The sequence below is a fragment of the Citrobacter sp. Awk 4 genome, from assembly GCF_028069725.1.
GTDB lineage: Bacteria > Pseudomonadota > Gammaproteobacteria > Enterobacterales > Enterobacteriaceae > Citrobacter_D.
Genome location: NZ_JANEWG010000022.1, coordinates 51844 through 75364, shown reverse-complemented (window position 1 = coordinate 75364; position 23521 = coordinate 51844). Strand labels below are relative to the sequence as shown.

The window sequence follows — 23521 nt, the reverse complement described above, 5'->3', positions numbered from 1 at the left end:
GTGTATAGACATGGCGAAAAATAATAAATCGCCCATAAAAAAGGCCGCTTTCGCGGCCTTTTTACATCAACTAACTGTCAGTTAACGGTTATTTCTTACCTTCAACCCACTTGCCGTCAACAAAGAAGGCTGACCAGCCGGTCGCTTTTCCGTCTTTCTCTGCAGCAACATATTGCTGTTTCGTTTTACGGCTGAAGCGCACCAGTGTCTTGTTACCTTCGGCGTCCTGTTGCGGTGCATCGGCCAGATAACGCAGTTTTTCCGGCAGACGATCGCGGAAGCGGTATAACTCTTCCACTAACGGCGCACGTGTTTCACGTGATTTCGGGAACGTATTCGCCGCCAGGAAGATACCCGCCGCCCCGTCACGCAGGACGAAGTAAGCATCGGATTTTTCACACGGCAGTTCAGGCAGTGGAACCGGATCTTCCTTCGGTGGAGCCACTTCGCCGTTACGCAAAATCTTACGGGTGTTTTTGCACTCGTCGTTGGTGCAGGCCATGTATTTACCAAAACGCCCCATTTTCAGGTGCATTTCAGAACCACATTTCTCACATTCAACGATCGGGCCGTCATACCCCTTGATGCGGAACTCACCCTCTTCGATTTCGTAACCGTCGCACGTCGGGTTGTTACCACAAACATGCAGTTTACGTTTTGGATCGATCAGATAACTGTCCATTGCTGTGCCGCATTTCTGGCAGCGACGTTTAGCACGCAAGGCGTTGGTTTCCGCATCATCGCCTTCAAGCACGTTCAGGACTTCGTTTTCCGGCACCAGGTTAATGGTGGTTTTGCAGCGCTCTTTCGGCGACAGGGCATAACCGGAACACCCGAGGAAAACCCCAGTGCTGGCGGTACGAATCCCCATCTGACGACCACAGGTTGGGCAGTCGATACTGGTCAGCACCATCTGATTCGGACGCATACCGCCCTCTTCAGGATCTTTCTCGGCTTTATCCAGTTGCTGAGTAAAATCACTGAAGAAGTTGTCAAGAACGCCTTTCCATTCGGCTTCGTGATTCGCCACCTGGTCAAGGCTGTTTTCCATTTGCGCGGTAAAATCGTAGTTCATCAACTCGCGGAAGTTTTCTTCCAGACGGTCGGTGACGATTTCGCCCATTTTTTCCGCGTAGAAACGGCGGTTCTCAACACGCACATAACCACGATCCTGGATCGTAGAAATGATCGACGCATATGTTGACGGACGACCGATACCGCGTTTTTCAAGCTCTTTCACCAGCGACGCTTCACTAAAACGTGCCGGTGGTTTGGTGAAGTGCTGCGCCGGGGTCAGTTCGACCAGCGTCAGCGCATCGCCTTTATTCACGGCAGGTAACGTGCGGTCCTCATCACCCTTACGCAGCGCAGGCATCACTTTGGTCCAGCCGTCAAAACGCAGGATACGGCCACGCGCTTTCAGACGGAAATCCCCTGCGCCAACGGTCAGCGTGGTGGAATCGTATTGTGCCGGCGTCATCTGACAGGCGACAAACTGACGCCAGATCAGTTGATACAGTTTCTGCGCATCGGCTTCCATATCCTTCAGGACTTCCGCCTGAACGGAGACATCAGAAGGACGAATCGCTTCGTGCGCTTCCTGCGAGTTTTCTTTGCTTGCGTACTGATTGGCGCTCTCCGGGAGATATTTCTTACCGAAGTTGTCGCTGATGTAATCACGCACCATGGATACCGCATCCTGACTCAGGTTTGTTGAGTCAGTACGCATGTAAGTGATGTAACCCGCTTCATACAAGCGCTGCGCCATCATCATGGTTTTTTTAACGCCAAAGCCCAGACGCGTACTGGCCGCCTGCTGTAACGTGGAGGTGATAAACGGCGCGCCCGGCTTGCTGCTGGTCGGTTTATCTTCACGTTCCAGCACGCTATAGCGCGCTTTCTCCAGCAGACTCACCGCCGCCAGCGTTTGCTCGCGGTTAACCGGACGGAACGGCTTATCATTCTGGTGCGTGACTTCCAGCGGTAACGCATCGCCAGACGGCGTGGTCGTGCTGGCATCGACTTCCCAGAACTCTTCAGGAACAAATGCTTTGATCTCGCGCTCACGCTCAACCACCAGGCGCACCGCAACGGACTGAACACGACCGGCAGACAGGCCACGCGCAATCTTTTTCCACAACAGCGGAGAGACCATATAGCCGACGACGCGGTCCATAAAGCGACGCGCCTGTTGCGCATTAACACGGTCAATATTCAGTTCGCCGGGCTTTTCAAATGCCTGACGAATAGCGTTCTTGGTAATTTCGTTAAACACCACACGGCTGTAGCGTGTGTCGTCACCCCCGATCACTTCCCGCAGGTGCCAGGCAATGGCTTCCCCTTCGCGGTCAAGGTCGGTTGCGAGATAGATGTGGTCAGCCTTTTCGGCCAACTGTTTTAGTTCAGAGACGACCTTCTCTTTGCCGGGCAGCACTTCGTAGTGCGCATCCCAGTTATGCCACGGGTCAACCCCCATACGATTGACGAGAGCGCCACGTTCATCCTTTTTGGGCTTTTTAGCCGTTTTGGTGGAGGTAGAGTCGGCGCTCTTTTTAGCTGCTGAGCCACTGGTCGGCAAATCACGGATATGACCGACGCTGGATTTCACCACGTAGTCATTACCCAGATACTTGTTGATCGTTTTGGCTTTTGCCGGGGACTCAACGATGACAAGAGCTTTACCCATATTCACCTTTACCTAATTTGATTCTTCCAGAATGCGTCGCACGTTGATTCACCTTCCGCTGGCGACGAGACACCGATATGGTCTCTGCGACGACGGATATCAACCCCTTATACTGACTGTGTGCACGAAATAGTCAGGTGACTGAGTTAACAGGCTTTTTAGCACACAAGCGCTATAGCACGACGGAATTGTGGTTGAATGTCAAGCAAATCTGTTGCCAGATTGACGAAAGCGTCACACTGTACCTGATAAAATCCGTTACGCAACTTTATTAGCATGCAAAAACAAATCTCGCCAGTGACGCCTGTGCCATAAAGCCCTCGGTTTCTTCATGGAATATTTGCCCATAAGCGGCGCTCGGCGTAGACTAATGTCCTTGTTTAAGGAGTAAAAAATGCACAAAGACACTCAACCCATCGATCGTGAAACACTGCTGATAGAAGCCAACAAAATCATTCGTGAGCATGAGGACACGCTGGCGGGGATTATAGCCACCGGTGTGACACAGCGAAACGGCGTACTGGTCTTCAGTGGCGATTACTTTTTAGACGAGCAAGGATTGCCGACCCCAAAAAGCACCGCAGTGTTTAACATGTTTAAACATTTAGCCCATGTGCTCTCTGAGAAGTATCACCTGATCGATTAAAAGCAAAACGCGAGGCCTGTGCCTCGCGTTTTCGTTTACATCAGCGGCTTTTGCCCGCGCTGCCACCAGCGAAGCAACAGTTTATCCGCACTTTCTGCCGCACTGCCCGTAAAACGATCCATCAGCTTTTTACGCTGCATAAAACGTACGCTCAACACTTCGCGGCCTTCCATCAGATCGAGAATGACGTCATCACTGGTATTGACCTCATCCACCAGCCCTTTTTCCAGCGCCTGTTGACCGTACCAGTGTTCGCCCGTCGCCACTTTTTCGATGTCCAGGCTCGGGCGCATCTGCTGTACAAACGCTTTAAACAGATGATGGGTTTCATTCAGATCTTCACGGAATTTCTGTCGCCCTTCTTCCGTATTCTCCCCCAACAGCGTCAGCGTACGTTTGTATTGCCCGGCTGTATGCAACTCAATATCGATCTCTTTACCTTTCAGGAAGCGGTTAAAGTTTGGAATCTGTGCGACGACCCCAATCGATCCCACAATGGCAAACGGTGCCGAGACAATTTTATCGGCCACGCAGGCCATCATGTAGCCGCCGCTGGCCGCCACTTTATCGACCGTCACGGTCAAGGGGACCTGCTTATCACGCAGGCGCTGCAATTGTGACGCCGCCAGACCATAGCCATGGACAACGCCCCCGGGACTTTCCAGACGAACCACCACCTGATCCTGCGGTTTAAACACCGCCAGCACTGCCGTAACTTCTTCACGTAATGCGCTCACCTCGTGCGCATCCATGCTGCCTTTGAAATCAATCACCCAGACACGGGGTTTCCCGCGAGCGTCGCTCTCGCCCAACTTCGCTTTCGCTTTCGCGGCCTTCGCCTCCAGCTTGTGTTTCTTTTTCTGCGCCTTATGCCACAGTTTTTGCTGTGCGCTATCCAGCAGGCTCATCGCCAGCTCTTCTTTCATCTCTTCATACTGCTCACTGAGATTCGTCACCCGTAATTCGCCGCGTTGACGTTTACGCTGGGCAGCATTCACAACAATCATGGTAATGACACCAATTGCCGCCACCACGGTGACGATCTTTGCTAAAAACAACCCATATTCAGACAACAATTCCACGAGTCCCACCTTGGTTAAACAACACAACTTCGGCTCAGTGTACAACAGGCCTGTGAACCCGTCTCGCTTCATCCACCTGGATGTTACTCAGTGAAAAACATGACAAAGTGTTCATTTTACGGCGTTATCGCCGTTGACTGATTGAAAAAGCGTAGGGTTTCAGGCATAAAACCGAAAAGTTAATGAAAAGATAAAACAACTGGCAGGGTGACCCAACGCGTCGCCGAGGAGTAGCCGTGCATTACCAACCGAAACACGATTTACTGCAGGACCGCATTATTCTGGTCACTGGTGCCAGCGACGGCATTGGTCGCGAGGCCGCACTCACCTACGCCCGCTACGGCGCCAGCGTTATTTTGCTCGGCCGTAATGAAGAAAAACTGCGCCAGGTTGCGCATACCATTGGCGAGACAACAGATTCAATGCCGCAGTGGTTTACGCTGGATTTGCTGACCTGTACCTCAGAAAACTGCCATCATCTGGCCCAGCGCATTGAGGCGCACTACCCGCGCCTTGACGGTGTATTGCACAACGCCGGACTGCTCGGCGATATTTGCCCGATGAGCGAACAGAATCCGCAGGTCTGGCAGGACGTGATGCAGGTTAACGTCAACGCGACATTTATGCTGACGCAGGCGTTGCTTCCTTTATTACTCAAATCGGATGCCGGTTCACTGGTGTTTACCTCTTCCAGCGTCGGGCGACAGGGCCGCGCTAACTGGGGCGCTTATGCAACCTCAAAATTTGCAACGGAAGGCATGATGCAAGTGCTGGCAGATGAGTATCAAAATCGTCATTTGCGGGTCAATTGCATCAATCCTGGCGGCACACGTACCGATATGCGCGCCAGCGCCTTCCCCACAGAAGATCCCTTAAAACTGAAAACACCCGCCGATATTATGCCGCTTTATCTGTGGCTGATGGGCGATGACAGCCGTCGTAAAACCGGTATGACTTTTGATGCCCAACCGGGCCGTAAACCAGGAATCGCCCAATGAGTGAAGAACGCTACCAACAACGCCAGCAACGCGTAAAAGACAAGGTTGATGCCCGAGTTGCGGCGGCACAAGACGAACGCGGTATTGTGATTGTGTTCACCGGCAACGGCAAGGGTAAGACAACCGCCGCATTTGGCACGGCGACGCGTGCAGTCGGCCATGGAAAGCATGTCGGCGTGGTGCAGTTCATCAAAGGAACCTGGCCAAACGGCGAGCGGAATTTGCTTGAACCCCATGGCGTAGAGTTTCAGGTGATGGCGACAGGCTTTACCTGGGAGACGCAAAACCGTGAAGCGGATACCGCCGCCTGCCTGGCCGTCTGGGAGCATGGTAAACGCATGCTGGCCGATGCAACGCTTGATATGGTGGTGTTGGACGAATTGACCTACATGGTGGCGTACGACTATTTGCCGCTTGAAGAGGTCCTGAACGCGCTAAATGCACGCCCGGCGCACCAGACAGTGATCATTACGGGGCGTGGTTGCCATCGGGATATTCTGGAGCTGGCGGATACCGTGAGCGAACTGCGTCCGGTCAAACACGCTTTTGAAGCGGGCGTGAAAGCCCAAATGGGGATCGACTACTGATTCAAGGCCGGATGAGGCGCTTGCGGCGCCATCCGGCACCGCGCAATAGCCTGATGGCGCTACGCTATCAGGCTACGAAGCGTTAACCGTTGTTGTTACGACCACCGGAACGACGACCGCCACCCACCTGGCTGTGACGCTTCACCGCACGGCGAATCTGATTCGCTTTCATGCGACGTCTGTCTTTCTCAACAGCCACTTTTGACGCGGTTTCTGGTTGCAACTCCACCAGTTCGCGTAAATAGTTAGTCTGCGCGAGATCCAGCTCAGTCCAGCCGCCACGCGGAAGACCTTTTGGCAGCGGAATATCACCGTAACGTACGCGAATCAAACGACTCACCTGCACACCCACGGCTTCCCACAGGCGACGTACTTCACGGTTACGCCCTTCGGTCAACGTCACGTTGTACCACTGGTTAATCCCTTCACCGCCGCTGAATTTAATGGTCTTAAAGGCAGCAGGACCATCTTCCAGTTGCACGCCACGACTCAGATCGCGCAGTTTTGCCTCATCGATCTGACCGAAGACACGTACAGCATATTCGCGCTCAACTTCACGGCTCGGGTGCATCAGACGGTTTGCCAGTTCGCCATCTGTCGTAAACAGCAGCAAACCGCAAGTGTTGACGTCCAGACGCCCTACCGCAATCCAGCGTGCGCCACGCAGTTTTGGTAAACGGTCAAAAACCGTAGGACGGCCTTCCGGGTCGTTGCGGGTACACAGTTCGCCTTCTGGCTTGTAATAAGCCAGAACACGACAAATTTGTTCCGCAGACTCTTTCACCGAGATCAGGTGACCGTCGATACGGATTTTCAGACCTGGTGTTACTTCAACGCGATCGCCAAGCGTGGCAATTTTGCCGTCTACGCTCACACGACCTGCTTCAATAATGGATTCGATTTCACGGCGGGAGCCGTGGCCAGCGCGTGCCAGCACTTTCTGTAACTTTTCGCTCATAGAGCTTCCTTTAGGTGTCGCCTTCACAGGCGTCGAACAGGAGAATCAACGGCGCCGTACAGCGCCATTTTAAGGCCGCGTAGTATACAGAGTTGCGCCCTTATAAGAAAGGTTTAACGTCGCCGACACCTTCGCGCAAGACCGCTGGTGAATCATCGGTTAAATCGATAACCGTCGTGGGTTGTTGACCGAGATAACCCCCGTGAATAATCAAATCAACCTGCTTTTCAAGCCTGTCTTTGATCTCTTCCGGATCCGACTCGGTAAAATCACTGCCCGGTAACATCAACGATGTCGACAGCATCGGCTCTCCCAGAGCCTCCAGCAACGCCAGCGCAATCGGGTTTGAGGGCACACGAAGACCAATGGTTTTGCGTTTTTCCTGCAACAAACGACGCGGCACTTCTTTGGTTCCTTTCAGGATGAAGGTGTAGTTGCCCGGCGTGTTGTTTTTAATTAAACGAAAAGCGACGTTATCCACGAAGGAATAGGTCGACAGTTCCGACAGATCCCGACACATCAGCGTAAAGTTATGCCCGTCTGGCAGATGACGAATACGGCAAATGCGCTCCATCGCGCCTTTATCCTCGATTTTGCAGCCAAGCGCATAACCGGAATCGGTTGGATAAACGATCACCCCGCCTTTACGCACGATCTCGACAGCCTGGTTAATCAGGCGTGGCTGCGGGTTTTCCGGATGAATATAAAAAAACTGGCTCATACTTCCCTCTCTGTGGTGTCTCCGGGCTGCTCCCATAACTGCCATACGCCTTCGACGCCTGCAGGCAGCCAGAGCTTACGACCCAACTCAATCCACGGGCAGGGTTGATGAAAATCAGAGCCTTGCGATGCCCATAGTTGATTCTGGCGCGCCAATGTCGCCAGTTGAGTACGTTCATTGGGAGATTGCTGGCATTGCGCGACTTCTATCGCGTCACCGCGGTGTTCAGCAAAATGCGCAACTAATCTTTTCAGCCACTTAGCGCTAAGGTCGTATCGCCCCGGATGGGCCAGCACCGCCTTACCGCCAGAATGATGAATCACATCAATAGCTTGTTCTATTGTACACCACTGTGGGGGAACGTATCCGGTTTTCCCACGCGCAAGATACTTTTTGAACACATCCGCCAGGGTTGTCGCTTTACCGCATTCCACCAAAAAGCGGGCAAAATGCCCGCGAGTCACCGCCCCGCCATCCGCAAGACGTAGCGCCCCTTCCCACGCACCGGGAATATGGGCCTTATCCAGCCGTTCAGCAATCAAACGCGCGCGCTGCTGGCGACGTTCGGTTTGTTCGGCCAAAAAATCACACATCGCCGGATGGGTGATATCGATATTCAGCCCCACGATATGGATCTCGTGATTTTCCCAGACCGTCGAAATTTCGACGCCAGCAATCAAATTCAGGGCTAATCCGGAACGTGAAATTTCTTCTCTTGCCGCAGGAATAGCGGCTGTGGTGTCATGATCGGTGATCGCCAGTGTGCCGACTCGCATCTCTACTGCACGGTGTACCAACGCTTCTGGCGTCAACCGTCCATCGGACGCCGTTGTATGGCTGTGCAGGTCATAAATCACTGCGTAATTCGTGTCGCTCAAGGCGAGCTCCCGTCTTAATAATGGCTCTTTCACAGACATCATAGCGTTTCCGGCAAATTTACTGAAATCAGGTGTTGACAAAAATCCATTGAACTAGTTAACTAGTACGCAAGTTCACATGAAGAAGGTATCTGAGATGAAAGCTCAATTCGTACTGCAAGGTTGGTGGCGCACTTCCTGATTTCGGGCAGTGTCTTCGCAGCTATACGCAACCAGATACCCGGCCCGCCAAATTTGAGCGGGCTTTTTTTTGAACAGAATGAATGAGAATAACGATGCAAACACAAAAACCGACACTCGAACTGCTCACCTGTGATGCCGCTTACCGCGAAAATCCGACGGCGTTGTTTCATCAGGTCTGTGGCGGCAGCCCTGCCACACTGTTACTGGAATCCGCCGACATCGACAGTAAGGATGACCTCAAAAGCCTGCTGCTGGTGGACAGCGCATTGCGCATTACCGCGTTAGGTGACACTGTCACTATTCAGGCATTATCAGATAACGGTGCTTCCCTACTGCCACTGCTGGATGCCGTACTGCCCGCCGGGATCGACAACGAACAGCTTGCATCGAGCCGCGTTCTCCATTTTCCACCGGTCAGCCCGTTGCTGGATGAAGACGCCCGCCTGTGTTCACTCTCCGTATTTGACGCGTTCCGTCTGCTGCAGGATCTGGTGAATGTGCCCTCACAGGAGCGGGAAGCAATGTTCTTCGGCGGCCTGTTTGCCTATGATCTGGTAGCAGGCTTTGAAGACTTACCGCAACTTGAAGCCGGTAATCGTTGCCCGGACTACTGCTTCTATCTGGCAGAAACGCTGATGGTGATTGACCATCAAAAGAAAAGTACCCGCATACAGGCCAGTATCTTTACCCCTGATGCGGCTGAACGTCAGCGTCTGACGCAGCGTTTGACGCAATTAACCCAACAGTTGACCGAAACCGCGCCGCCGTTGCCTGTCACCGCAGTGCCGCATATGCGTTGCGAATGCAATCAGAATGATGAAGAGTTCGGCGCCGTTGTACGCAACATGCAAAAAGCCATTCGTGCCGGTGAGATTTTTCAGGTAGTCCCGTCCCGCCGCTTCTCGCTTCCCTGCCCGTCGCCGCTCGCGGCCTATGATGTACTGAAAAAGAGCAATCCCAGCCCGTATATGTTCTTTATGCAGGACAACGAATTCACGCTGTTTGGCGCGTCGCCAGAAAGCTCACTGAAATACGATGCCACCAGCCGTCAAATTGAAATCTACCCGATCGCCGGAACGCGCCCACGCGGTCGTCGCGCTGATGGCTCTCTCGACCGGGATCTGGACAGCCGCATTGAGCTGGAGATGCGTACCGATCACAAAGAGATGTCCGAACATCTGATGCTGGTTGACCTTGCCCGTAATGATTTGGCGCGTATCTGCACCCCAGGTAGCCGCTACGTCGCCGACCTGACGAAAGTTGACCGTTACTCTTTTGTGATGCACCTGGTTTCCCGCGTGGTGGGTGAACTGCGCAGCGATCTGGATGTCCTGCACGCCTACCGCGCCTGCATGAATATGGGCACCCTCAGCGGCGCGCCGAAAGTCCGTGCAATGCAGCTCATCGCGAATGCCGAAGGACGCCGTCGCGGCAGTTATGGCGGTGCCGTCGGTTATTTCACCGCTCATGGCGATCTGGATACCTGCATTGTGATTCGCTCCGCCCTTGTCGAAGACGGCATTGCCACCGTGCAAGCGGGCGCCGGGGTTGTTCTCGATTCTGTTCCGCAGTCTGAAGCCGATGAAACCCGTAACAAAGCGCGCGCCGTGTTGCGCGCTATCGCCACCGCGCATCATGCACAGGAGATTTTCTAATGGCTGACATTCTGCTGCTCGATAACATCGACTCTTTCACATACAACCTGGCAGATCAGCTACGGACTAACGGCCATCATGTGGTGATTTACCGCAACCATATCCCGGCCCAGACGCTGATTGACCGTCTGGCGACGATGAAAAACCCGGTGCTGATGCTCTCTCCAGGCCCCGGCGCGCCAAGTGAAGCCGGTTGCATGCCGGAACTGTTGACCCGTCTGCGCGGAAAGCTGCCGATTATCGGTATCTGCCTTGGTCATCAGGCGATTGTTGAAGCTTACGGTGGCTACGTCGGTCAGGCGGGCGAAATTCTGCACGGCAAAGCGTCAAGCATTGAGCATGACGGCCAGGCGATGTTTGCCGGTCTGGCCAATCCGCTGCCTGTCGCGCGTTATCACTCTCTGGTCGGCAGCAATGTACCTGCCGGACTGACCATCAACGCCCATTTTAACGGGATGGTGATGGCGGTTCGCCACGATGCGGATCGCGTCTGCGGCTTCCAGTTTCATCCGGAATCCATTCTGACTACGCAGGGCGCCCGTTTACTGGAACAAACGCTGGCGTGGGCGCAACAGAAGCTGGAACAGACCAACACGCTGCAGCCCATTCTGGAAAAACTGTATCAGGCACAAACGCTTTCTCAGCAAGAGAGCCATCAGCTGTTCTCTGCCGTGGTACGCGGCGAACTGAAGCCGGAACAACTGGCGGCGGCGCTGGTGAGCATGAAAATTCGTGGTGAACATCCTAACGAAATAGCCGGTGCGGCCACCGCGTTACTGGAAAATGCGGCGCCATTTCCGCGCCCTGACTATCTGTTCGCCGATATCGTCGGTACCGGCGGTGACGGCAGCAACAGCATCAATATTTCCACCGCCAGCGCTTTCGTGGCAGCGGCGTGCGGCATGAAAGTGGCGAAGCACGGCAACCGTAGTGTTTCCAGTAAATCCGGCTCTTCCGATCTGCTGGCGGCTTTCGGCATTAATCTGGATATGAATGCTGACAAGTCGCGCCAGGCGCTGGACGACCTCGGCGTCTGCTTCCTGTTTGCACCGAAGTACCATACGGGTTTTCGCCATGCGATGCCGGTGCGCCAGCAGTTAAAAACACGCACGCTGTTCAACGTGCTGGGACCGTTGATTAACCCGGCGCACCCGCCGCTGGCGCTGATTGGCGTCTACAGCGCTGAACTGGTGCTGCCGATTGCCGAGACATTGCGTGTTCTGGGATATCAACGCGCCGCGGTGGTCCACAGCGGTGGAATGGATGAAGTTTCCTTGCATGCGCCGACAATCGTTGCCGAGTTACACGAGGGGGAAATCAAAAGTTATACGCTGACGGCGGATGACTTTGGCCTCACCCCTTATCATCAGGAACAGCTGGCTGGCGGCACGCCAGAAGAAAACCGTGACATTCTGACACGCTTGCTACAAGGTAAAGGTGAAGCCGCCCACGAGGCCGCTGTCGCCGCGAATGTTGCCATGCTGATGCGCCTGCATGGCGAGGAAGATTTGAAAGCCAATGTGCAAACCGTGATCACTGTTCTGCGCAGCGGCGCAGCCTATGACCGGGTTACCGCACTGGCGGCAAGAGGGTAAATGATGCAGACCGTTTTAGCGAAAATCGTCGCAGATAAGGCGATTTGGGTAGAAGCCCGTAAGCAGCAGCAACCGCTGGCCAGTTTCCAGAACGACATCCAGCCGAGTTCACGACATTTTTATGATGCACTTGCCGGAGCGCGTACCGCGTTTATCCTGGAGTGTAAAAAGGCTTCTCCCTCGAAAGGCGTGATCCGGGAGAATTTCGACCCGGCGCAGATAGCTGGTGTTTACAAGCACTATGCGTCGGCGATTTCCGTCCTGACCGACGAGAAATATTTTCAGGGCAGTTTTGATTTTCTGCCGGTGGTCAGCGCCATCGCGCCGCAGCCGATTCTGTGTAAGGACTTCATTATTGACCCTTACCAAATCTACCTGGCGCGTCATTATCAGGCGGATGCCTGCCTGCTGATGCTCTCGGTGCTGGATGACGAACAGTATCGCCAGCTTGCCACCGTGGCGCACAGCTTAAAAATGGGCGTGTTGACCGAGGTGAGCAACGAAGAAGAGCTGGAGCGCGCCATAGCTCTGGGCGCAAAAGTTGTCGGCATCAATAACCGCGACCTGCGCGACCTGTCGATTGATTTGAACCGAACCCGGCAGCTTGCGCCACGTCTGGGTCATGACGTGACCGTGATCAGCGAATCCGGAATCAACACCTACGGTCAGGTGCGCGAACTAAGCCACTTTGCCAACGGCTTTCTTATCGGGTCTGCGCTGATGTCTGAGGACAATCTCCACGCGGCCGTGCGCCGGGTGCTGCTGGGTGAGAATAAAGTGTGCGGCCTGACCCGCCCTCAGGATGCAAAAGCCGCTTATGACGCTGGCGCCATTTATGGCGGGTTGATTTTTGTGGCATCTTCTCCTCGCGCCGTCAGCGTTGAGCAGGCACGGGACGTGATGGCGGCGGCACCGCTACGGTATGTTGGTGTCTTTCGTGATGCGGACATTGCGCAGGTTTGCGAGAAAGCCACCACGCTGTCGCTCAAGGCGGTACAACTGCATGGTCATGAAGATCAGGCCTATGTGAATGCGCTGCGTGCTGCGTTGCCTGAACAGGTGCAAATCTGGAAAGCGTTGAGCGTCGGCGATACGCTTCCTGCCCGCGATTATCAGCATATTGATAAGTACGTTCTGGATAACGGCCAGGGTGGTACAGGTCAACGTTTTGACTGGTCATTACTGCAGGGTCAGACGCTGGACAATGTTTTTCTGGCTGGCGGATTAGGCGCAGATAACTGCGTAGACGCGGCTAAAACCGGCTGTGCCGGCCTCGATTTTAATTCTGGTGTAGAGTCGCAGCCGGGCATCAAAGATGCGCGTCTGCTGACCTCGGTCTTTCAGACACTGCGCGCTTATTAAGGAAGAAAACATGACAACATTACTGAATCCGTACTTTGGTGAATTTGGCGGCATGTACGTGCCACAGATTCTGATGCCTGCCTTGCGTCAACTGGAAGAAGCGTTCGTCAGCGCGCAGAAAGATCCAGCGTTTCAGGCGCAGTTTACCGACCTGCTCAAAAACTATGCCGGACGCCCGACCGCGCTCACCAAATGCCAGAACATCACCGCAGGCACCCGTACCACTCTTTACCTGAAGCGTGAAGATCTGCTGCACGGAGGCGCGCACAAAACCAACCAGGTGCTGGGTCAGGCACTGCTGGCTAAGCGGATGGGCAAAACCGAAATTATTGCCGAAACCGGCGCGGGTCAACACGGCGTGGCCTCCGCACTTGCCAGTGCGCTGCTGGGTCTGAAATGCCGCATTTACATGGGCGCGAAAGATGTTGAACGCCAGTCGCCTAACGTGTTCCGTATGCGTTTGATGGGGGCTGAAGTGATCCCGGTTCACAGCGGTTCCGCAACCCTGAAAGATGCCTGTAACGAGGCGCTGCGTGACTGGTCTGGCAGCTACGACACCGCACACTATATGCTCGGCACGGCCGCAGGCCCGCATCCGTTCCCGACCATTGTGCGTGAGTTCCAGCGCATGATTGGGGAAGAAACCAAAGCGCAGATCCTGGAAAAAGAAGGTCGTCTGCCAGATGCGGTTATCGCCTGTGTCGGCGGTGGTTCAAATGCGATCGGTATGTTTGCTGATTTCATTGACGAAACCAGCGTGGGACTGATTGGCGTAGAGCCAGGCGGTCACGGGATCGAAACCGGTGAGCATGGCGCGCCGCTCAAACACGGTCGCGTAGGGATCTACTTCGGCATGAAAGCGCCGATGATGCAGACGGAAGAAGGCCAGATTGAAGAGTCTTACTCCATTTCTGCCGGGCTGGATTTCCCGTCTGTCGGACCACAACACGCTTATCTGAACAGTATTGGTCGTGCCGATTACGTGTCGATCACCGATGATGAAGCGCTCGAAGCGTTCAAAACCTTGTGCCTGCATGAAGGTATTATCCCGGCGCTGGAGTCGTCCCACGCCCTGGCGCATGCGTTAAAAATGATGCGCGACACCCCGGAAAAAGAGCAACTGTTGGTGGTTAACCTTTCCGGTCGCGGCGACAAAGACATTTTCACCGTACACGACATTCTGAAAGCGCGAGGGGAAATCTGATGGAACGCTACGAAAACGTATTTGCACAGCTGAAGGATCGTAAAGAAGGCGCATTTGTTCCCTTTGTCACGCTGGGCGACCCTTCGGTTGAGCAATCACTGAAAATTATCGATACGCTGATCGAGGCGGGTGCCGATGCCCTTGAACTCGGGATACCGTTCTCCGATCCGCTGGCTGATGGTCCGACGATTCAGGAAGCCACGCTGCGCGCATTTGCCTCAGGCGTTACCCCGACGCAATGTTTTGAGATGCTGGCGTTAATCCGCCAGAAGCACCCGACCATTCCTGTGGGGCTGTTGATGTACGCCAATCTGGTCTTCAACAAAGGGATCGACGAATTTTACGCCCAGTGCGAAAAGGTCGGCGTCGACTCCGTGCTGATTGCCGACGTACCGGTGGAAGAGTCTGCGCCTTTCCATCAGGCAGCATTACGCCACAACGTTGCGCCGATTTTCATCTGCCCGCCGAATGCCGATGATGAACTTCTGCGCCAGATTGCCTCCAGGGGTCGCGGCTACACCTATTTACTCTCCCGTGCAGGGGTGACGGGGGCGGAAAACCGTGCCGCGCTACCGTTACACCATCTGGTCGAAAAACTGAAAGAGTACAACGCTGCCCCACCGTTACAGGGTTTCGGGATCTCTTCTCCCGAACAGGTCACTGGGGCCATTGAGGCTGGAGCAGCAGGGGCAATTTCCGGCTCGGCGATTGTGAAAATTATCGAGAAAAACCTCGATAAACCCGAACAGATGCTGGCCGAGCTAAAAACGTTCGTCAGCGCAATGAAAGCGGCAACACGCGCGTAATGTCCGGCAACCGCCAGAACACCTCTGGCGGTTTACCCTTTCGCCTGTTTCATTTTGTACATCTCATTATCTGCCAACTGGATCGCCGCATCTAACGCGCCGTCCACTTCCGCAACGCCCCAGGACACCGACAGCGGCACCTGATTGCTGTTAACCCAAAACGCATATTCCCGCACCTGACTGGCAATGCGTTCCGCAACCGCGATGGCATCACTGGCGTTTGCCCGGTAAAGCAGAATCACAAACTCATCACCGCCCGTGCGGATCACTATGTCATTGCTGGTGCGGGTATTGGAAAGCATGCGGTTAGCGATAACCTGTAACGCTCTGTCGCCAGCCACATGTCCCCAGGTATCGTTGATCGCTTTGAATTTATTGCAATCCAACAGGATCACCGCGCAATGTGATAGCACACGACGTTTAATAATATCGAGGATCTTGCGGTTAAAGCCCCCCGTCAACGGGTCGATATAAATCTTGAGATCGCTTTCGTTGAGCCATGATTTCAGCCCAAGGCTAAGGATGATAAAAAAGAAAGGCGCCAACAGGATCGCAATACCCGCCTGGATGTCATGCGTGACAAAACGACCGAGTGAGATCGTATATTTGAACGCATACTTTTCAGACAATATTTTAACGATGCTTTTGCCCATCGACGAACAGTTACCGGTCAGGCAGAGCGATTCATCGGTTTTTGCATTCACCAGCGCCACATTAAGCCCATGCGGTATCTGGTTATCAAAGGCGTTAGCCAGGGCTTCTTGCAACTCTGGTCTGGCGTGGTCGTAGACAAGATAGGCCACAATATGATCGGAGATCTCTTTACCGGAGAGGTCGTAAATATAACTCACAACACTAAATGCTTTTTCGCCGGTAATTTTATCGGTATAGAAATTGGTGGAACTCAGCGCCTTGGTTTTGACGTTTTTTTCCAACAGGCGGGTATAAAAATCAACCGGTGGGTAAAAGAAGCTGCCAATATCTTTTGCCATTTCTGAGTTGGCAAAGTGAAACATCCGTGAGTCTGCAGGTGTAAACCAATAAAAGTAATCGGCATCTTTGGCGATGATATAGCGGTGCGCATCATAATTTCCGGGATTAAGGGTATTGACCCTGTCACGGATAAATTCGGCTGCAGTAAACATACATAGCGCGTTAATACCGGTATGTTTCGCTACCATCGACCCCGTCGCCGAATGGACCCGGCTGCTGTCCGCATTAATTCCCCAGCCATCGTTATCTCTGGGAACAAACAGCGAAGTATCGCCACACATGCCGGCATTTTTAATCTGATGGTAACGTTCACCTGTCGCATCCGCGATCAGTTCGTTGTCGTTAAAAATATCTATCATCCGCGTCTGCAGGCGGTTCATCCCATCACTGGCCGCCGCAAGTCGCTGTTCATAAATGACAAAAATGAACAATGAGGTAAAAAGCAACGTGATAAGCCCTGAGATGAGCAATGCCTGCCGGTTTCTCAGCCCATCCTGCACAATCTTCACGCGTCCACCCAGTTCATTAACAGCACTGCACGATCGGTCGCTCGTTTATTGTGTTGCATAGCATCCCTGAAATCTGCTTGCCAGAGACGGCGATAATTTTACTAATGTTAGCATTTCAGAGAGTTAAGCGAGGGGAAAAATAAAAAAACGCGTTGCAAGAGACGAAAAAAAAAGCTGGTAGCAATGCAACCAGCCTTTTTCGATGTGCTGAGGATTTTAGAAGCGATAACCCGCAGAGAACATAAACACCCACGGATCGAGGCGAACGCTGTCATGTTGCTGAGCGCCGCCAAGTTTATAGTTCGCGGTCGTGTCGATATCCATGTACCAAACGGACATGTTGATCAGCCAGTCACGGTCGATCAGATAATCCACACCCACTTGTCCTGCCGCGCCCCAAGAGTCTTTCAGGCTCAGATCAGACAATCCGGTCTCTTTTCCTTTGTCGTTAAAGCCAGTATCGAAGAAAGTGGTGTAGTTAATACCGGCTCCGACGTACGGACGCAGTTTGCTGCTGGCGTCGCCAAAGTACCACTGAGCCATTAATGTCGGCGGCAAATGGTGAACGGTAGCGATGTCACCGGTTGATGAAGTTCCAATCTTATGACGGAACGGCGTCGCGCCCAGCAATTCGATACCGATATTGTCAGTTGCCATATAGGTGAATGTCAGGCCAAGTTGCGTATTGTTGCTAACATCAAACCCGCCCAGGCTGCCTAGCGTACCGCCCGCCCCTTCGGTCGGTCGAACTGTCGCCGTACCTGCACGAATGAAGAACTCGCCCGCTTCATGCGCATAAACCCCGCCAGAGAGAAGAGTACTTACTGCCAACGCCGCCACTGTTAATTTTTTCATGTCCGCTCCATCGTTATGGTTATAAAAGCGTGACGAATATACCCACAATGGAGTAAAAAGTGATCCAACACAGATCACATTACATCTTGTAATTTAACATTTATTGATCTGGATTAATTTAGAACTTGCATTCAAAATCCTGGTTAAACTGATACAGATCAAATTTGATATATTTTCACACTGAAAATATTCAGATGCGCCTCTCTTGCCCTTCCTGAAACAGAGCGCTAATTTAGCTCTCTCACAATTGAATTGATGCGTTATCTTGTTGCAGGTGAAATCATGAGCGATCTCAACCCGTGCATGACGTGCGGTGCCTGTTGTGCGTTTTTTCGTGTCTCTTTTTATTGGGCTGAAGGCAGTGATGCTGGCGGCACCGTCCCTGCTCATCTGACGGAACCGGTGAGTCCCTTTTTACGTTGTATGACGGGTACCAACCAAAAACAGGCTCGCTGCGCCGCGTTGTCCGGTTCACCCGGAGAACATGTCAGCTGTACTATCTATGAAAATCGCCCTTCCACCTGCCGGGAATTTGCCATGTCAGGTGAAGATGGCGAAATCAACGAAGCCTGTAACCGAGCCCGCGCCCGATACGGATTACCTCCGCTTTACAAAGATATGCTTTTCCATACAAGCCTTGATGCTGCCACTCACGGGTTATCCAGGGTACAATTGCCCGCTAATTAACACCTGCAGAACTCAAGGAGAGTGCATGTCTATCACGGCGAAGTCCGTATACCGTGACACGGGAAATTTTTTCCGTAATCAATTTGTTACCATCTTACTGGTATCACTGCTGTGCGCGTTTATCACGGTGGTTTTAGGTCATGCCTTTTCCCCCAGCGACGCGCAAATTGCGCAACTCAGCGAAGGCGACCATCTGGCGGGTAGCGTTGGATTGTTCGATCTGGTGCAAAACATGACGCCGGAACAGCAGCAGATCTTGTTACGTGCTTCTGCTGCCTCGACGTTTTCAGGTCTCATCGGCAATGCCATTCTGGCAGGCGGCGTATTGCTGATGATTCAATTGATTTCGGCCGGTCATCGGGTCAGTGCATTACGCGCCATTGGCGCCAGCGCCCCTGTTTTGCCTAAGCTGTTTATACTGATTTTCCTGACGACGCTGTTAGTGCAGTTCGGTATTATGCTGGTTGTAGTGCCAGGTATTCTCATGGCGATCCTCCTCGCACTGGCGCCTGTCATGCTGGTTCAGGACAAAATGGGTATTTTTGCTGCCATGCGCAACAGCATGCGTCTTGCGTGGTCTAATATGCGATTGGTTGCGCCCGCAGTGATCAGTTGGTTGCTGGCAAAAACGTTGCTTCTGCTCTTTGCACCTAACTTTGCAGTGCTGACTCCGAACGTAGGCGCGGTGGTGGCGAATACGCTGAGCAATTTGATCTCTGCGGTTTTGCTCATCTATTTATTCCGCCTGTATATGTTGATTCGCCAATAACCCTGTGTGCGTCGGCGCTTTCCAGCCGATGCATGTTAATTACGGAATCGAAGAATGAAGCAGTTTCTTGATTTTTTACCGCTGGTTGTCTTTTTTGCCTTTTACAAGATTTATGACATCTATGCGGCAACCTCAGCCCTGATCGTCGCCACCGCAATTGTCCTGATTTACAGTTGGGTGCGCTATCGCAAGGTTGAGAAGATGGCGTTGATTACCTTTATTCTGGTGGCGGTGTTTGGCGGCCTGACCATTTTCTTCCATAACGATGAATTTATTAAATGGAAGGTGACGGTGATTTACGGCTTGTTTGCCGGCGCATTGCTGGTAAGCCAGTGGATAATGAAAAAGCCATTAATTCAGCGCATGCTGGGGAAAGAGCTTACGCTCCCGCAGCCTGTCTGGTCGAAGTTAAACCTGGCGTGGGCGGTCTTTTTCATCCTGTGCGGCCTTGCGAATATCTACATCGCGTTCTGGCTCCCGCAAAATATTTGGGTCAATTTTAAAGTCTTTGGCCTGACCGCATTAACGTTGATTTTCACCCTGTTGAGCGGCGTTTATATCTACCGCCATCTCCCCCAGGAAGACAAATCGTAATCTCTCCAGCGCCAGATATTTCCTCTGGCGCTTCTCTTTTCTGCGTTATTCCCCGTATTCTGCTGCACAGATTGCATAAATCATAAAGCGATGGTGGAAATGTCACCCTTTGCTTCTTAGCTGCCGGGACACCCGCGGTGCGCGGCGTATCTCCTCTGTTCTCAATCTGCAAATCATAGTAGCATCGCGCCTGTAATTTTTTTCTATAGTCGGTTCTACAATGACAACAACGAATAATGTCCCCCAGGGCGAACTTGTTTTACGCACTCTGGCCATGCCTGCTGATACGAATGCCAATGGCGATATTTTTGGCGGCTGGCTAATGTCGCAAATGGATATTGGCGGTGCCATTCAGGCCAAAGAAATTGCCCATGGCCGCGTGGTGACCGTGCGCGTCGAGGGAATGACGTTTTTACGCCCTGTCGCGGTGGGCGATGTCGTGTGCTGTTACGCCCGCTGTGTAAAACGCGGTACAACCTCCGTCAGCATCAACATCGAAGTGTGGGTTAAAAAGGTGGCTTCTGAACCGATTGGACAGCGGTACAAAGCAACCGAGGCGCTGTTTATTTATGTTGCGGTAGACAAAGACGGCAAGCCCCGCGCGTTACCCGTTCAGCAGTAAAACAAAGCCTCCAAATGTGGAGGCTTTTTATTCATCATCACGCTTATTCAATCTGCGTTGTGCCATTGAGGCGGAAAACAATATTCACGACCAACCCGGAGCCTGGCTTCCCGGCTTCGTAGCGCCATTTGCGCATCGCGTTTTTCACTTCCCGTTCAAACATGTTGGCGGGTTGCGCGGAGAGTATTTCAACATCTTCAACACGCCCGTCGGACGTCACGTTGAATTTCACTTTGACCCGCCCTTCGATACGCAACGCTTGCGCACGCGGCGGATACTGCGGTTGATTACGGCTTAGCGCTCGAGGGCCCGCTGGCGCACTGACCACAGGTTTGCTGGTGGCGGGCGCGGTACTGGTCGTCGGACGCGCAGGCGCGGTGTTTTCAGACGGCGTCAACGAACGCGACTCGACCGGCTTCACATCACGCTTCGGCTGCTCCTGAACCTTCTTCACCGGTTTCGGTTTTGGTTTCGGTTTTGGTTTCGGTTTCTCAATCACGACCGGCGCTTCTTTTGGCGGTTCAGGGATCGGCTCTGGTTCAGGCTCGACAACAGGTTGTGGCGGCGGCTGGACGGCCTGAGGTGGCTCAAGATCGGCAGGCGAGACCATGGTGACGGAGATCGGCTGCGCGGGCGCAGGCAGTTCAATAACCTGATGTACCGAGGTATACAGCAGTCCCGCCACTACAGCACCATGAACGCCAACGGAAAGTAACGTCGGCCAGGGAAAGCGACGAGGTAAATCAAGGGTCATTGAAGTCATAATCGTTTCAGTTAAAAAACCAGGCCCCGATTTTAAATGCAAATAGCAATCATATTCAATAAGACATCACAATGTGAGGCATCTAAAAGGCAATATTATCCCCAAAAAGCCATGCAAACTGTGCGCCTTAACAAACCCGTCATCTTTGCGTTGCAGTTGAGAGTCCTTTCCAATAACGTAATTAACGACTTTTACCCATTAAGGAGCTCTCCCCGTGCTGTATGTCATCTACGCTCAGGATATTGCCAATTCTCTCGAAAAGCGCCTTTCCGTCCGCCCTGCGCATCTGGCGCGTCTGCAACTTCTACATGATGAAGGTCGTCTGCTCACGGCAGGCCCAATGCCTGCAGTCGACAGCAACGATCCCGGTGCTGCGGGTTTTACCGGCTCGATGGTGATTGCTGAATTTGAATCTCTGGAAGCTGCGCAATCCTGGGCAGAAGGGGACCCGTATGTCGCCGCGGGTGTCTACGCACAGGTTTCAGTTAAACCCTACAAAAAGGTGTTTTGAGTCCAACTGGACACCACTGAAATCGTTGGGCACCGAATACGGTGCCCTTATTTTAATCAGATGCTGTGGATCGCAAACAGCAACGAGTTACGTTGATGATTGAGAACACACTTTCTGATTGAGTGGATACGCATATTGCGACGCGACTGTCCTTCAAGCCAACGCGCTTTACGGCGGCTAGCCTGACGTAACATACGCCAGCGTCCCACTTCCGTTCTACTACGTTTCATGTTAACGACTCTTACAGTGCAGGAAGCGGGCATTATACGCCCTCACCAAACTCAGACCAGCGCTTTTCCTGCGTTTTTATTTGCCAGATGAATCCTGATGCGTAAACTCATAACAATACGCTTTCAAAAGGATTTTTAATGTTATGACAACCTTCTACACAGTGGTGAGTTGGCTGGTCATTCTCGGATACTGGGTTCTGATTGCCGGCGTGACGTTGCGCATTCTGATGAAACGACGCGCAGTTCCTTCCGCGATGGCATGGCTACTGATTATCTATATTCTGCCGCTGGTAGGGATTATTGCTTATCTCTCGTTTGGTGAACTCCACCTGGGCAAGCGTCGTGCCGAACGCGCCAGAGCCATGTGGCCGTCGACCGCCAAATGGCTGAACGATCTCAAGGCTTGCAAACATATCTTCGCGCAGGAAAACAGTAGCGTTGCTTCATCATTGTTTAAACTTTGTGAGCGCCGTCAGGGTATTGCGGGCGTGAAGGGAAACCAACTGCAACTGCTGACCGATTCCGATGATGTTATGCAGGCGCTGATCCGCGATATCCAGCTTGCGCGCCATAATATTGAGATGGTGTTTTATATCTGGCAGCCCGGCGGGATGGCCGATCAGGTCGCGGAGTCTTTGATGGCCGCCGCGCGCCGCGGTATTCACTGCCGTCTGATGCTGGATTCCGCTGGCAGCGTCGCCTTCTTTCGCAGTCCGTGGGCGGCAATGATGCGTAACGCAGGCATCGAGGTCGTCGAAGCGCTCAAAGTCAATCTGATGCGTGTCTTTTTACGCCGTATGGATTTACGCCAGCATCGCAAAATGGTGATGATCGACAATTACATTGCGTATACCGGCAGCATGAACATGGTCGATCCGCGTTTTTTCAAACAGGATGCGGGCGTTGGGCAATGGGTCGATCTGATGGCAAGAATGGAAGGTCCCGTGGCGACAGCGATGGGTATTGTCTACTCCTGCGACTGGGAAATTGAGACCGGTAAACGCATCCTGCCTCCTCCGCCTGACCAGAATATCATGCCGTTTGAAGAGGCCAGCGGACATACTATTCACACTATCGCCTCCGGACCGGGCTTCCCCGAAGACCTGATCCACCAGGCGCTGCTGACCGCCACCTATTCTGCACGTGAATATTTGATTATGACCACCCCGTACTTCGTGCCCAGCGACGATCTGCTGCACGCGATTTGCACCGCGGCGCAACGCGGAGTGGATGTCAGTATCATTCTTCCGCGTAAAAATGATTCCATGCTGGTCGGCTGGGCGAGTCGTGCCTTTTTCAGCGAACTGTTATCTGCCGGGGTCAAAATTTACCAGTTTGAAGGGGGACTGTTACATACCAAAAGCGTGCTGGTTGACGGCGAACTGAGTCTGGTCGGCACCGTCAATCTGGATATGCGCAGTTTATGGCTCAACTTTGAGATAACGCTGGTTATTGACGACGCCGGATTCGGTGGCGATCTCGCCGCCGTTCAGGATGATTACATCTCACGTTCACGCCTGCTGGATGCGCAGTTGTGGGTAAAACGCCCCTTGTGGCAACGGATCACCGAGCGACTGTTTTACTTCTTCAGCCCGTTGCTGTAAAACGTGCGCAAGCGACGATAAAC

24 protein-coding genes and 1 other annotated feature are annotated in these 23521 nt (G+C 53.0%); of the genes, 15 read left to right on the top strand and 9 right to left on the bottom strand.

Features of this window, described 5'->3' with window-relative positions; all coding sequences use genetic code 11:
- Nucleotides 1-88 precede the first annotated feature (88 nt).
- Nucleotides 89-2686 carry a type I DNA topoisomerase gene (gene topA, locus NNO04_RS11480; protein WP_271444760.1) on the bottom strand — a complete coding sequence of 866 codons (2598 nt, stop codon included), beginning with the start codon at nt 2684-2686 and terminating at the stop codon, nt 89-91.
- Nucleotides 2687-3080: 394 nt separating this feature from the next.
- Between topA and NNO04_RS11475 the strand changes: the two genes are divergently transcribed.
- The gene (locus tag NNO04_RS11475; protein ID WP_271444759.1) at nt 3081-3332 is read left to right on the top strand and encodes a YciN family protein; all 252 of its coding nucleotides are present in this window, start codon (nt 3081-3083) and stop codon (nt 3330-3332) included.
- 35 nt (nt 3333-3367) lie between these two features.
- Here the strand turns inward: NNO04_RS11475 and sohB are convergent, their stop codons facing one another.
- Nucleotides 3368-4414 (bottom strand): protease SohB, encoded by a 1047-nt coding sequence (gene sohB, locus NNO04_RS11470; RefSeq protein ID WP_271444758.1) that lies wholly within the window; start codon nt 4412-4414, stop codon nt 3368-3370.
- Between the two features lie 236 nt (nt 4415-4650).
- Here sohB and NNO04_RS11465 point away from each other — a divergent pair, with 236 nt between their 5' ends.
- Together NNO04_RS11465 and cobO are read left to right on the top strand one after the other, a co-directional pair.
- Nucleotides 4651-5412, top strand: a complete 762-nt coding sequence (locus NNO04_RS11465) for a YciK family oxidoreductase (RefSeq protein ID WP_271444757.1) — start codon at nt 4651-4653, stop codon at nt 5410-5412.
- Nucleotides 5409-5999 (top strand): cob(I)yrinic acid a,c-diamide adenosyltransferase, encoded by a 591-nt coding sequence (gene cobO, locus NNO04_RS11460; protein ID WP_162383547.1) that lies wholly within the window; start codon nt 5409-5411, stop codon nt 5997-5999. The genes NNO04_RS11465 and cobO overlap by 4 nt, the downstream gene beginning before the upstream one ends.
- 82 nt (nt 6000-6081) lie before the next feature.
- On the opposite strand, the gene rluB is transcribed toward cobO, so the two are convergent.
- The 3 genes from rluB to rnm form a co-directional block, all read right to left on the bottom strand.
- On the bottom strand, nt 6082-6957 hold the full coding sequence (gene rluB, locus NNO04_RS11455) for a 23S rRNA pseudouridine(2605) synthase RluB (protein ID WP_271444756.1): 876 nt from the start codon (nt 6955-6957) through the stop codon (nt 6082-6084).
- Nucleotides 6958-7057: 100 nt separating this feature from the next.
- Nucleotides 7058-7678 carry an L-threonylcarbamoyladenylate synthase gene (locus NNO04_RS11450; protein WP_271444755.1) on the bottom strand — a complete coding sequence of 207 codons (621 nt, stop codon included), beginning with the start codon at nt 7676-7678 and terminating at the stop codon, nt 7058-7060.
- Nucleotides 7675-8556 carry an RNase RNM gene (rnm, locus tag NNO04_RS11445; RefSeq protein ID WP_271444754.1) on the bottom strand — a complete coding sequence of 294 codons (882 nt, stop codon included), beginning with the start codon at nt 8554-8556 and terminating at the stop codon, nt 7675-7677. Before rnm ends, NNO04_RS11450 begins: the two co-directional genes overlap by 4 nt.
- Nucleotides 8557-8692: 136 nt before the next feature.
- Between rnm and trpL the strand changes: the two genes are divergently transcribed.
- From trpL to trpA, 6 genes are all read left to right on the top strand, one after another.
- On the top strand, nt 8693-8737 hold the full coding sequence (trpL, locus tag NNO04_RS11440; protein WP_193568659.1) for a trp operon leader peptide: 45 nt from the start codon (nt 8693-8695) through the stop codon (nt 8735-8737).
- Nucleotides 8714-8808: a sequence feature (Trp leader region), on the top strand. Its footprint overlaps the gene before it by 24 nt.
- Nucleotides 8809-8831: 23 nt before the next feature.
- Nucleotides 8832-10394: an anthranilate synthase component 1 gene (locus NNO04_RS11435; RefSeq protein ID WP_271444753.1), complete on the top strand. Its 1563-nt coding sequence runs from the start codon at nt 8832-8834 to the stop codon at nt 10392-10394.
- Nucleotides 10394-11989, top strand: coding sequence for a bifunctional anthranilate synthase glutamate amidotransferase component TrpG/anthranilate phosphoribosyltransferase TrpD (gene trpD, locus NNO04_RS11430; protein WP_271444752.1), 1596 nt, complete (start codon nt 10394-10396; stop codon nt 11987-11989). Before NNO04_RS11435 ends, trpD begins: the two co-directional genes overlap by 1 nt.
- 3 nt (nt 11990-11992) lie before the next feature.
- A complete protein-coding gene (gene trpCF / locus NNO04_RS11425) occupies nt 11993-13351 on the top strand; it encodes a bifunctional indole-3-glycerol-phosphate synthase TrpC/phosphoribosylanthranilate isomerase TrpF (RefSeq protein WP_271444763.1) in 1359 nt (452 codons plus the stop codon).
- A gap of 10 nt (nt 13352-13361) precedes the next feature.
- Nucleotides 13362-14555, top strand: a complete 1194-nt coding sequence (gene trpB, locus NNO04_RS11420) for a tryptophan synthase subunit beta (protein ID WP_271444751.1) — start codon at nt 13362-13364, stop codon at nt 14553-14555.
- Nucleotides 14555-15361 carry a tryptophan synthase subunit alpha gene (trpA, locus tag NNO04_RS11415; protein ID WP_271444750.1) on the top strand — a complete coding sequence of 269 codons (807 nt, stop codon included), beginning with the start codon at nt 14555-14557 and terminating at the stop codon, nt 15359-15361. The genes trpB and trpA overlap by 1 nt, the downstream gene beginning before the upstream one ends.
- A 32-nt stretch (nt 15362-15393) precedes the next feature.
- On the opposite strand, the gene NNO04_RS11410 is transcribed toward trpA, so the two are convergent.
- Nucleotides 15394-16863, bottom strand: a complete 1470-nt coding sequence (locus NNO04_RS11410; RefSeq protein WP_271444749.1) for a GGDEF domain-containing protein — start codon at nt 16861-16863, stop codon at nt 15394-15396.
- 216 nt (nt 16864-17079) lie between these two features.
- Nucleotides 17080-17718, bottom strand: coding sequence for an outer membrane protein OmpW (gene ompW / locus NNO04_RS11405; protein WP_271444748.1), 639 nt, complete (start codon nt 17716-17718; stop codon nt 17080-17082).
- Nucleotides 17719-18000: 282 nt separating this feature from the next.
- Between ompW and NNO04_RS11400 the strand changes: the two genes are divergently transcribed.
- The 4 genes from NNO04_RS11400 (at nt 18001) to yciA (ending at nt 20390) form a co-directional block, all read left to right on the top strand.
- Nucleotides 18001-18405, top strand: coding sequence for a YkgJ family cysteine cluster protein (locus NNO04_RS11400; protein WP_271444747.1), 405 nt, complete (start codon nt 18001-18003; stop codon nt 18403-18405).
- Nucleotides 18406-18430: 25 nt separating this feature from the next.
- Complete coding sequence (locus NNO04_RS11395) at nt 18431-19174, top strand: YciC family protein (RefSeq protein WP_271444746.1); 744 nt, start codon at nt 18431-18433, stop codon at nt 19172-19174.
- Between the two features lie 54 nt (nt 19175-19228).
- Nucleotides 19229-19768, top strand: coding sequence for a septation protein A (locus NNO04_RS11390; protein ID WP_162383150.1), 540 nt, complete (start codon nt 19229-19231; stop codon nt 19766-19768).
- A gap of 220 nt (nt 19769-19988) precedes the next feature.
- On the top strand, nt 19989-20390 hold the full coding sequence (gene yciA, locus NNO04_RS11385) for an acyl-CoA thioester hydrolase YciA (RefSeq protein ID WP_162383149.1): 402 nt from the start codon (nt 19989-19991) through the stop codon (nt 20388-20390).
- 43 nt (nt 20391-20433) lie between these two features.
- Here the strand turns inward: yciA and tonB are convergent, their stop codons facing one another.
- Nucleotides 20434-21144, bottom strand: a complete 711-nt coding sequence (gene tonB / locus NNO04_RS11380; protein WP_271444762.1) for a TonB system transport protein TonB — start codon at nt 21142-21144, stop codon at nt 20434-20436.
- Nucleotides 21145-21367: 223 nt separating this feature from the next.
- Here tonB and NNO04_RS11375 point away from each other — a divergent pair, with 223 nt between their 5' ends.
- Nucleotides 21368-21664 (top strand): YciI family protein, encoded by a 297-nt coding sequence (locus tag NNO04_RS11375; protein ID WP_271444745.1) that lies wholly within the window; start codon nt 21368-21370, stop codon nt 21662-21664.
- Between the two features lie 56 nt (nt 21665-21720).
- On the opposite strand, the gene NNO04_RS11370 is transcribed toward NNO04_RS11375, so the two are convergent.
- Complete coding sequence (locus NNO04_RS11370; RefSeq protein ID WP_192612408.1) at nt 21721-21894, bottom strand: YciY family protein; 174 nt, start codon at nt 21892-21894, stop codon at nt 21721-21723.
- Between the two features lie 143 nt (nt 21895-22037).
- On the opposite strand from NNO04_RS11370, the gene cls reads away from it, so the two are divergent.
- A complete protein-coding gene (cls, locus tag NNO04_RS11365) occupies nt 22038-23498 on the top strand; it encodes a cardiolipin synthase (RefSeq protein WP_271444744.1) in 1461 nt (486 codons plus the stop codon).
- Nucleotides 23499-23521 lie beyond the last annotated feature (23 nt).

What these genes read in the sequence shown, in the direction of transcription:
- NNO04_RS11450 (WP_271444755.1), bottom strand. Translation starts at nt 7,678, where the DNA reads ATGAGCCAGTTTTTTTATATTCATCCGGAAAACCCGCAGCCACGCCTG.
- NNO04_RS11475 (WP_271444759.1), top strand. Translation starts at nt 3,081, where the DNA reads ATGCACAAAGACACTCAACCCATCGATCGTGAAACACTGCTGATAGAA.
- tonB (WP_271444762.1), bottom strand. Translation starts at nt 21,144, where the DNA reads ATGACCCTTGATTTACCTCGTCGCTTTCCCTGGCCGACGTTACTTTCC.
- trpD (WP_271444752.1), top strand. Translation starts at nt 10,394, where the DNA reads ATGGCTGACATTCTGCTGCTCGATAACATCGACTCTTTCACATACAAC.
- NNO04_RS11395 (WP_271444746.1), top strand. Translation starts at nt 18,431, where the DNA reads ATGTCTATCACGGCGAAGTCCGTATACCGTGACACGGGAAATTTTTTC.
- cls (WP_271444744.1), top strand. Translation starts at nt 22,038, where the DNA reads ATGACAACCTTCTACACAGTGGTGAGTTGGCTGGTCATTCTCGGATAC.
- trpB (WP_271444751.1), top strand. Translation starts at nt 13,362, where the DNA reads ATGACAACATTACTGAATCCGTACTTTGGTGAATTTGGCGGCATGTAC.
- topA (WP_271444760.1), bottom strand. Translation starts at nt 2,686, where the DNA reads ATGGGTAAAGCTCTTGTCATCGTTGAGTCCCCGGCAAAAGCCAAAACG.
- yciA (WP_162383149.1), top strand. Translation starts at nt 19,989, where the DNA reads ATGACAACAACGAATAATGTCCCCCAGGGCGAACTTGTTTTACGCACT.
- NNO04_RS11370 (WP_192612408.1), bottom strand. Translation starts at nt 21,894, where the DNA reads ATGAAACGTAGTAGAACGGAAGTGGGACGCTGGCGTATGTTACGTCAG.
- NNO04_RS11390 (WP_162383150.1), top strand. Translation starts at nt 19,229, where the DNA reads ATGAAGCAGTTTCTTGATTTTTTACCGCTGGTTGTCTTTTTTGCCTTT.
- trpA (WP_271444750.1), top strand. Translation starts at nt 14,555, where the DNA reads ATGGAACGCTACGAAAACGTATTTGCACAGCTGAAGGATCGTAAAGAA.
- trpCF (WP_271444763.1), top strand. Translation starts at nt 11,993, where the DNA reads ATGCAGACCGTTTTAGCGAAAATCGTCGCAGATAAGGCGATTTGGGTA.
- NNO04_RS11400 (WP_271444747.1), top strand. Translation starts at nt 18,001, where the DNA reads ATGAGCGATCTCAACCCGTGCATGACGTGCGGTGCCTGTTGTGCGTTT.
- NNO04_RS11435 (WP_271444753.1), top strand. Translation starts at nt 8,832, where the DNA reads ATGCAAACACAAAAACCGACACTCGAACTGCTCACCTGTGATGCCGCT.
- rluB (WP_271444756.1), bottom strand. Translation starts at nt 6,957, where the DNA reads ATGAGCGAAAAGTTACAGAAAGTGCTGGCACGCGCTGGCCACGGCTCC.
- cobO (WP_162383547.1), top strand. Translation starts at nt 5,409, where the DNA reads ATGAGTGAAGAACGCTACCAACAACGCCAGCAACGCGTAAAAGACAAG.
- ompW (WP_271444748.1), bottom strand. Translation starts at nt 17,718, where the DNA reads ATGAAAAAATTAACAGTGGCGGCGTTGGCAGTAAGTACTCTTCTCTCT.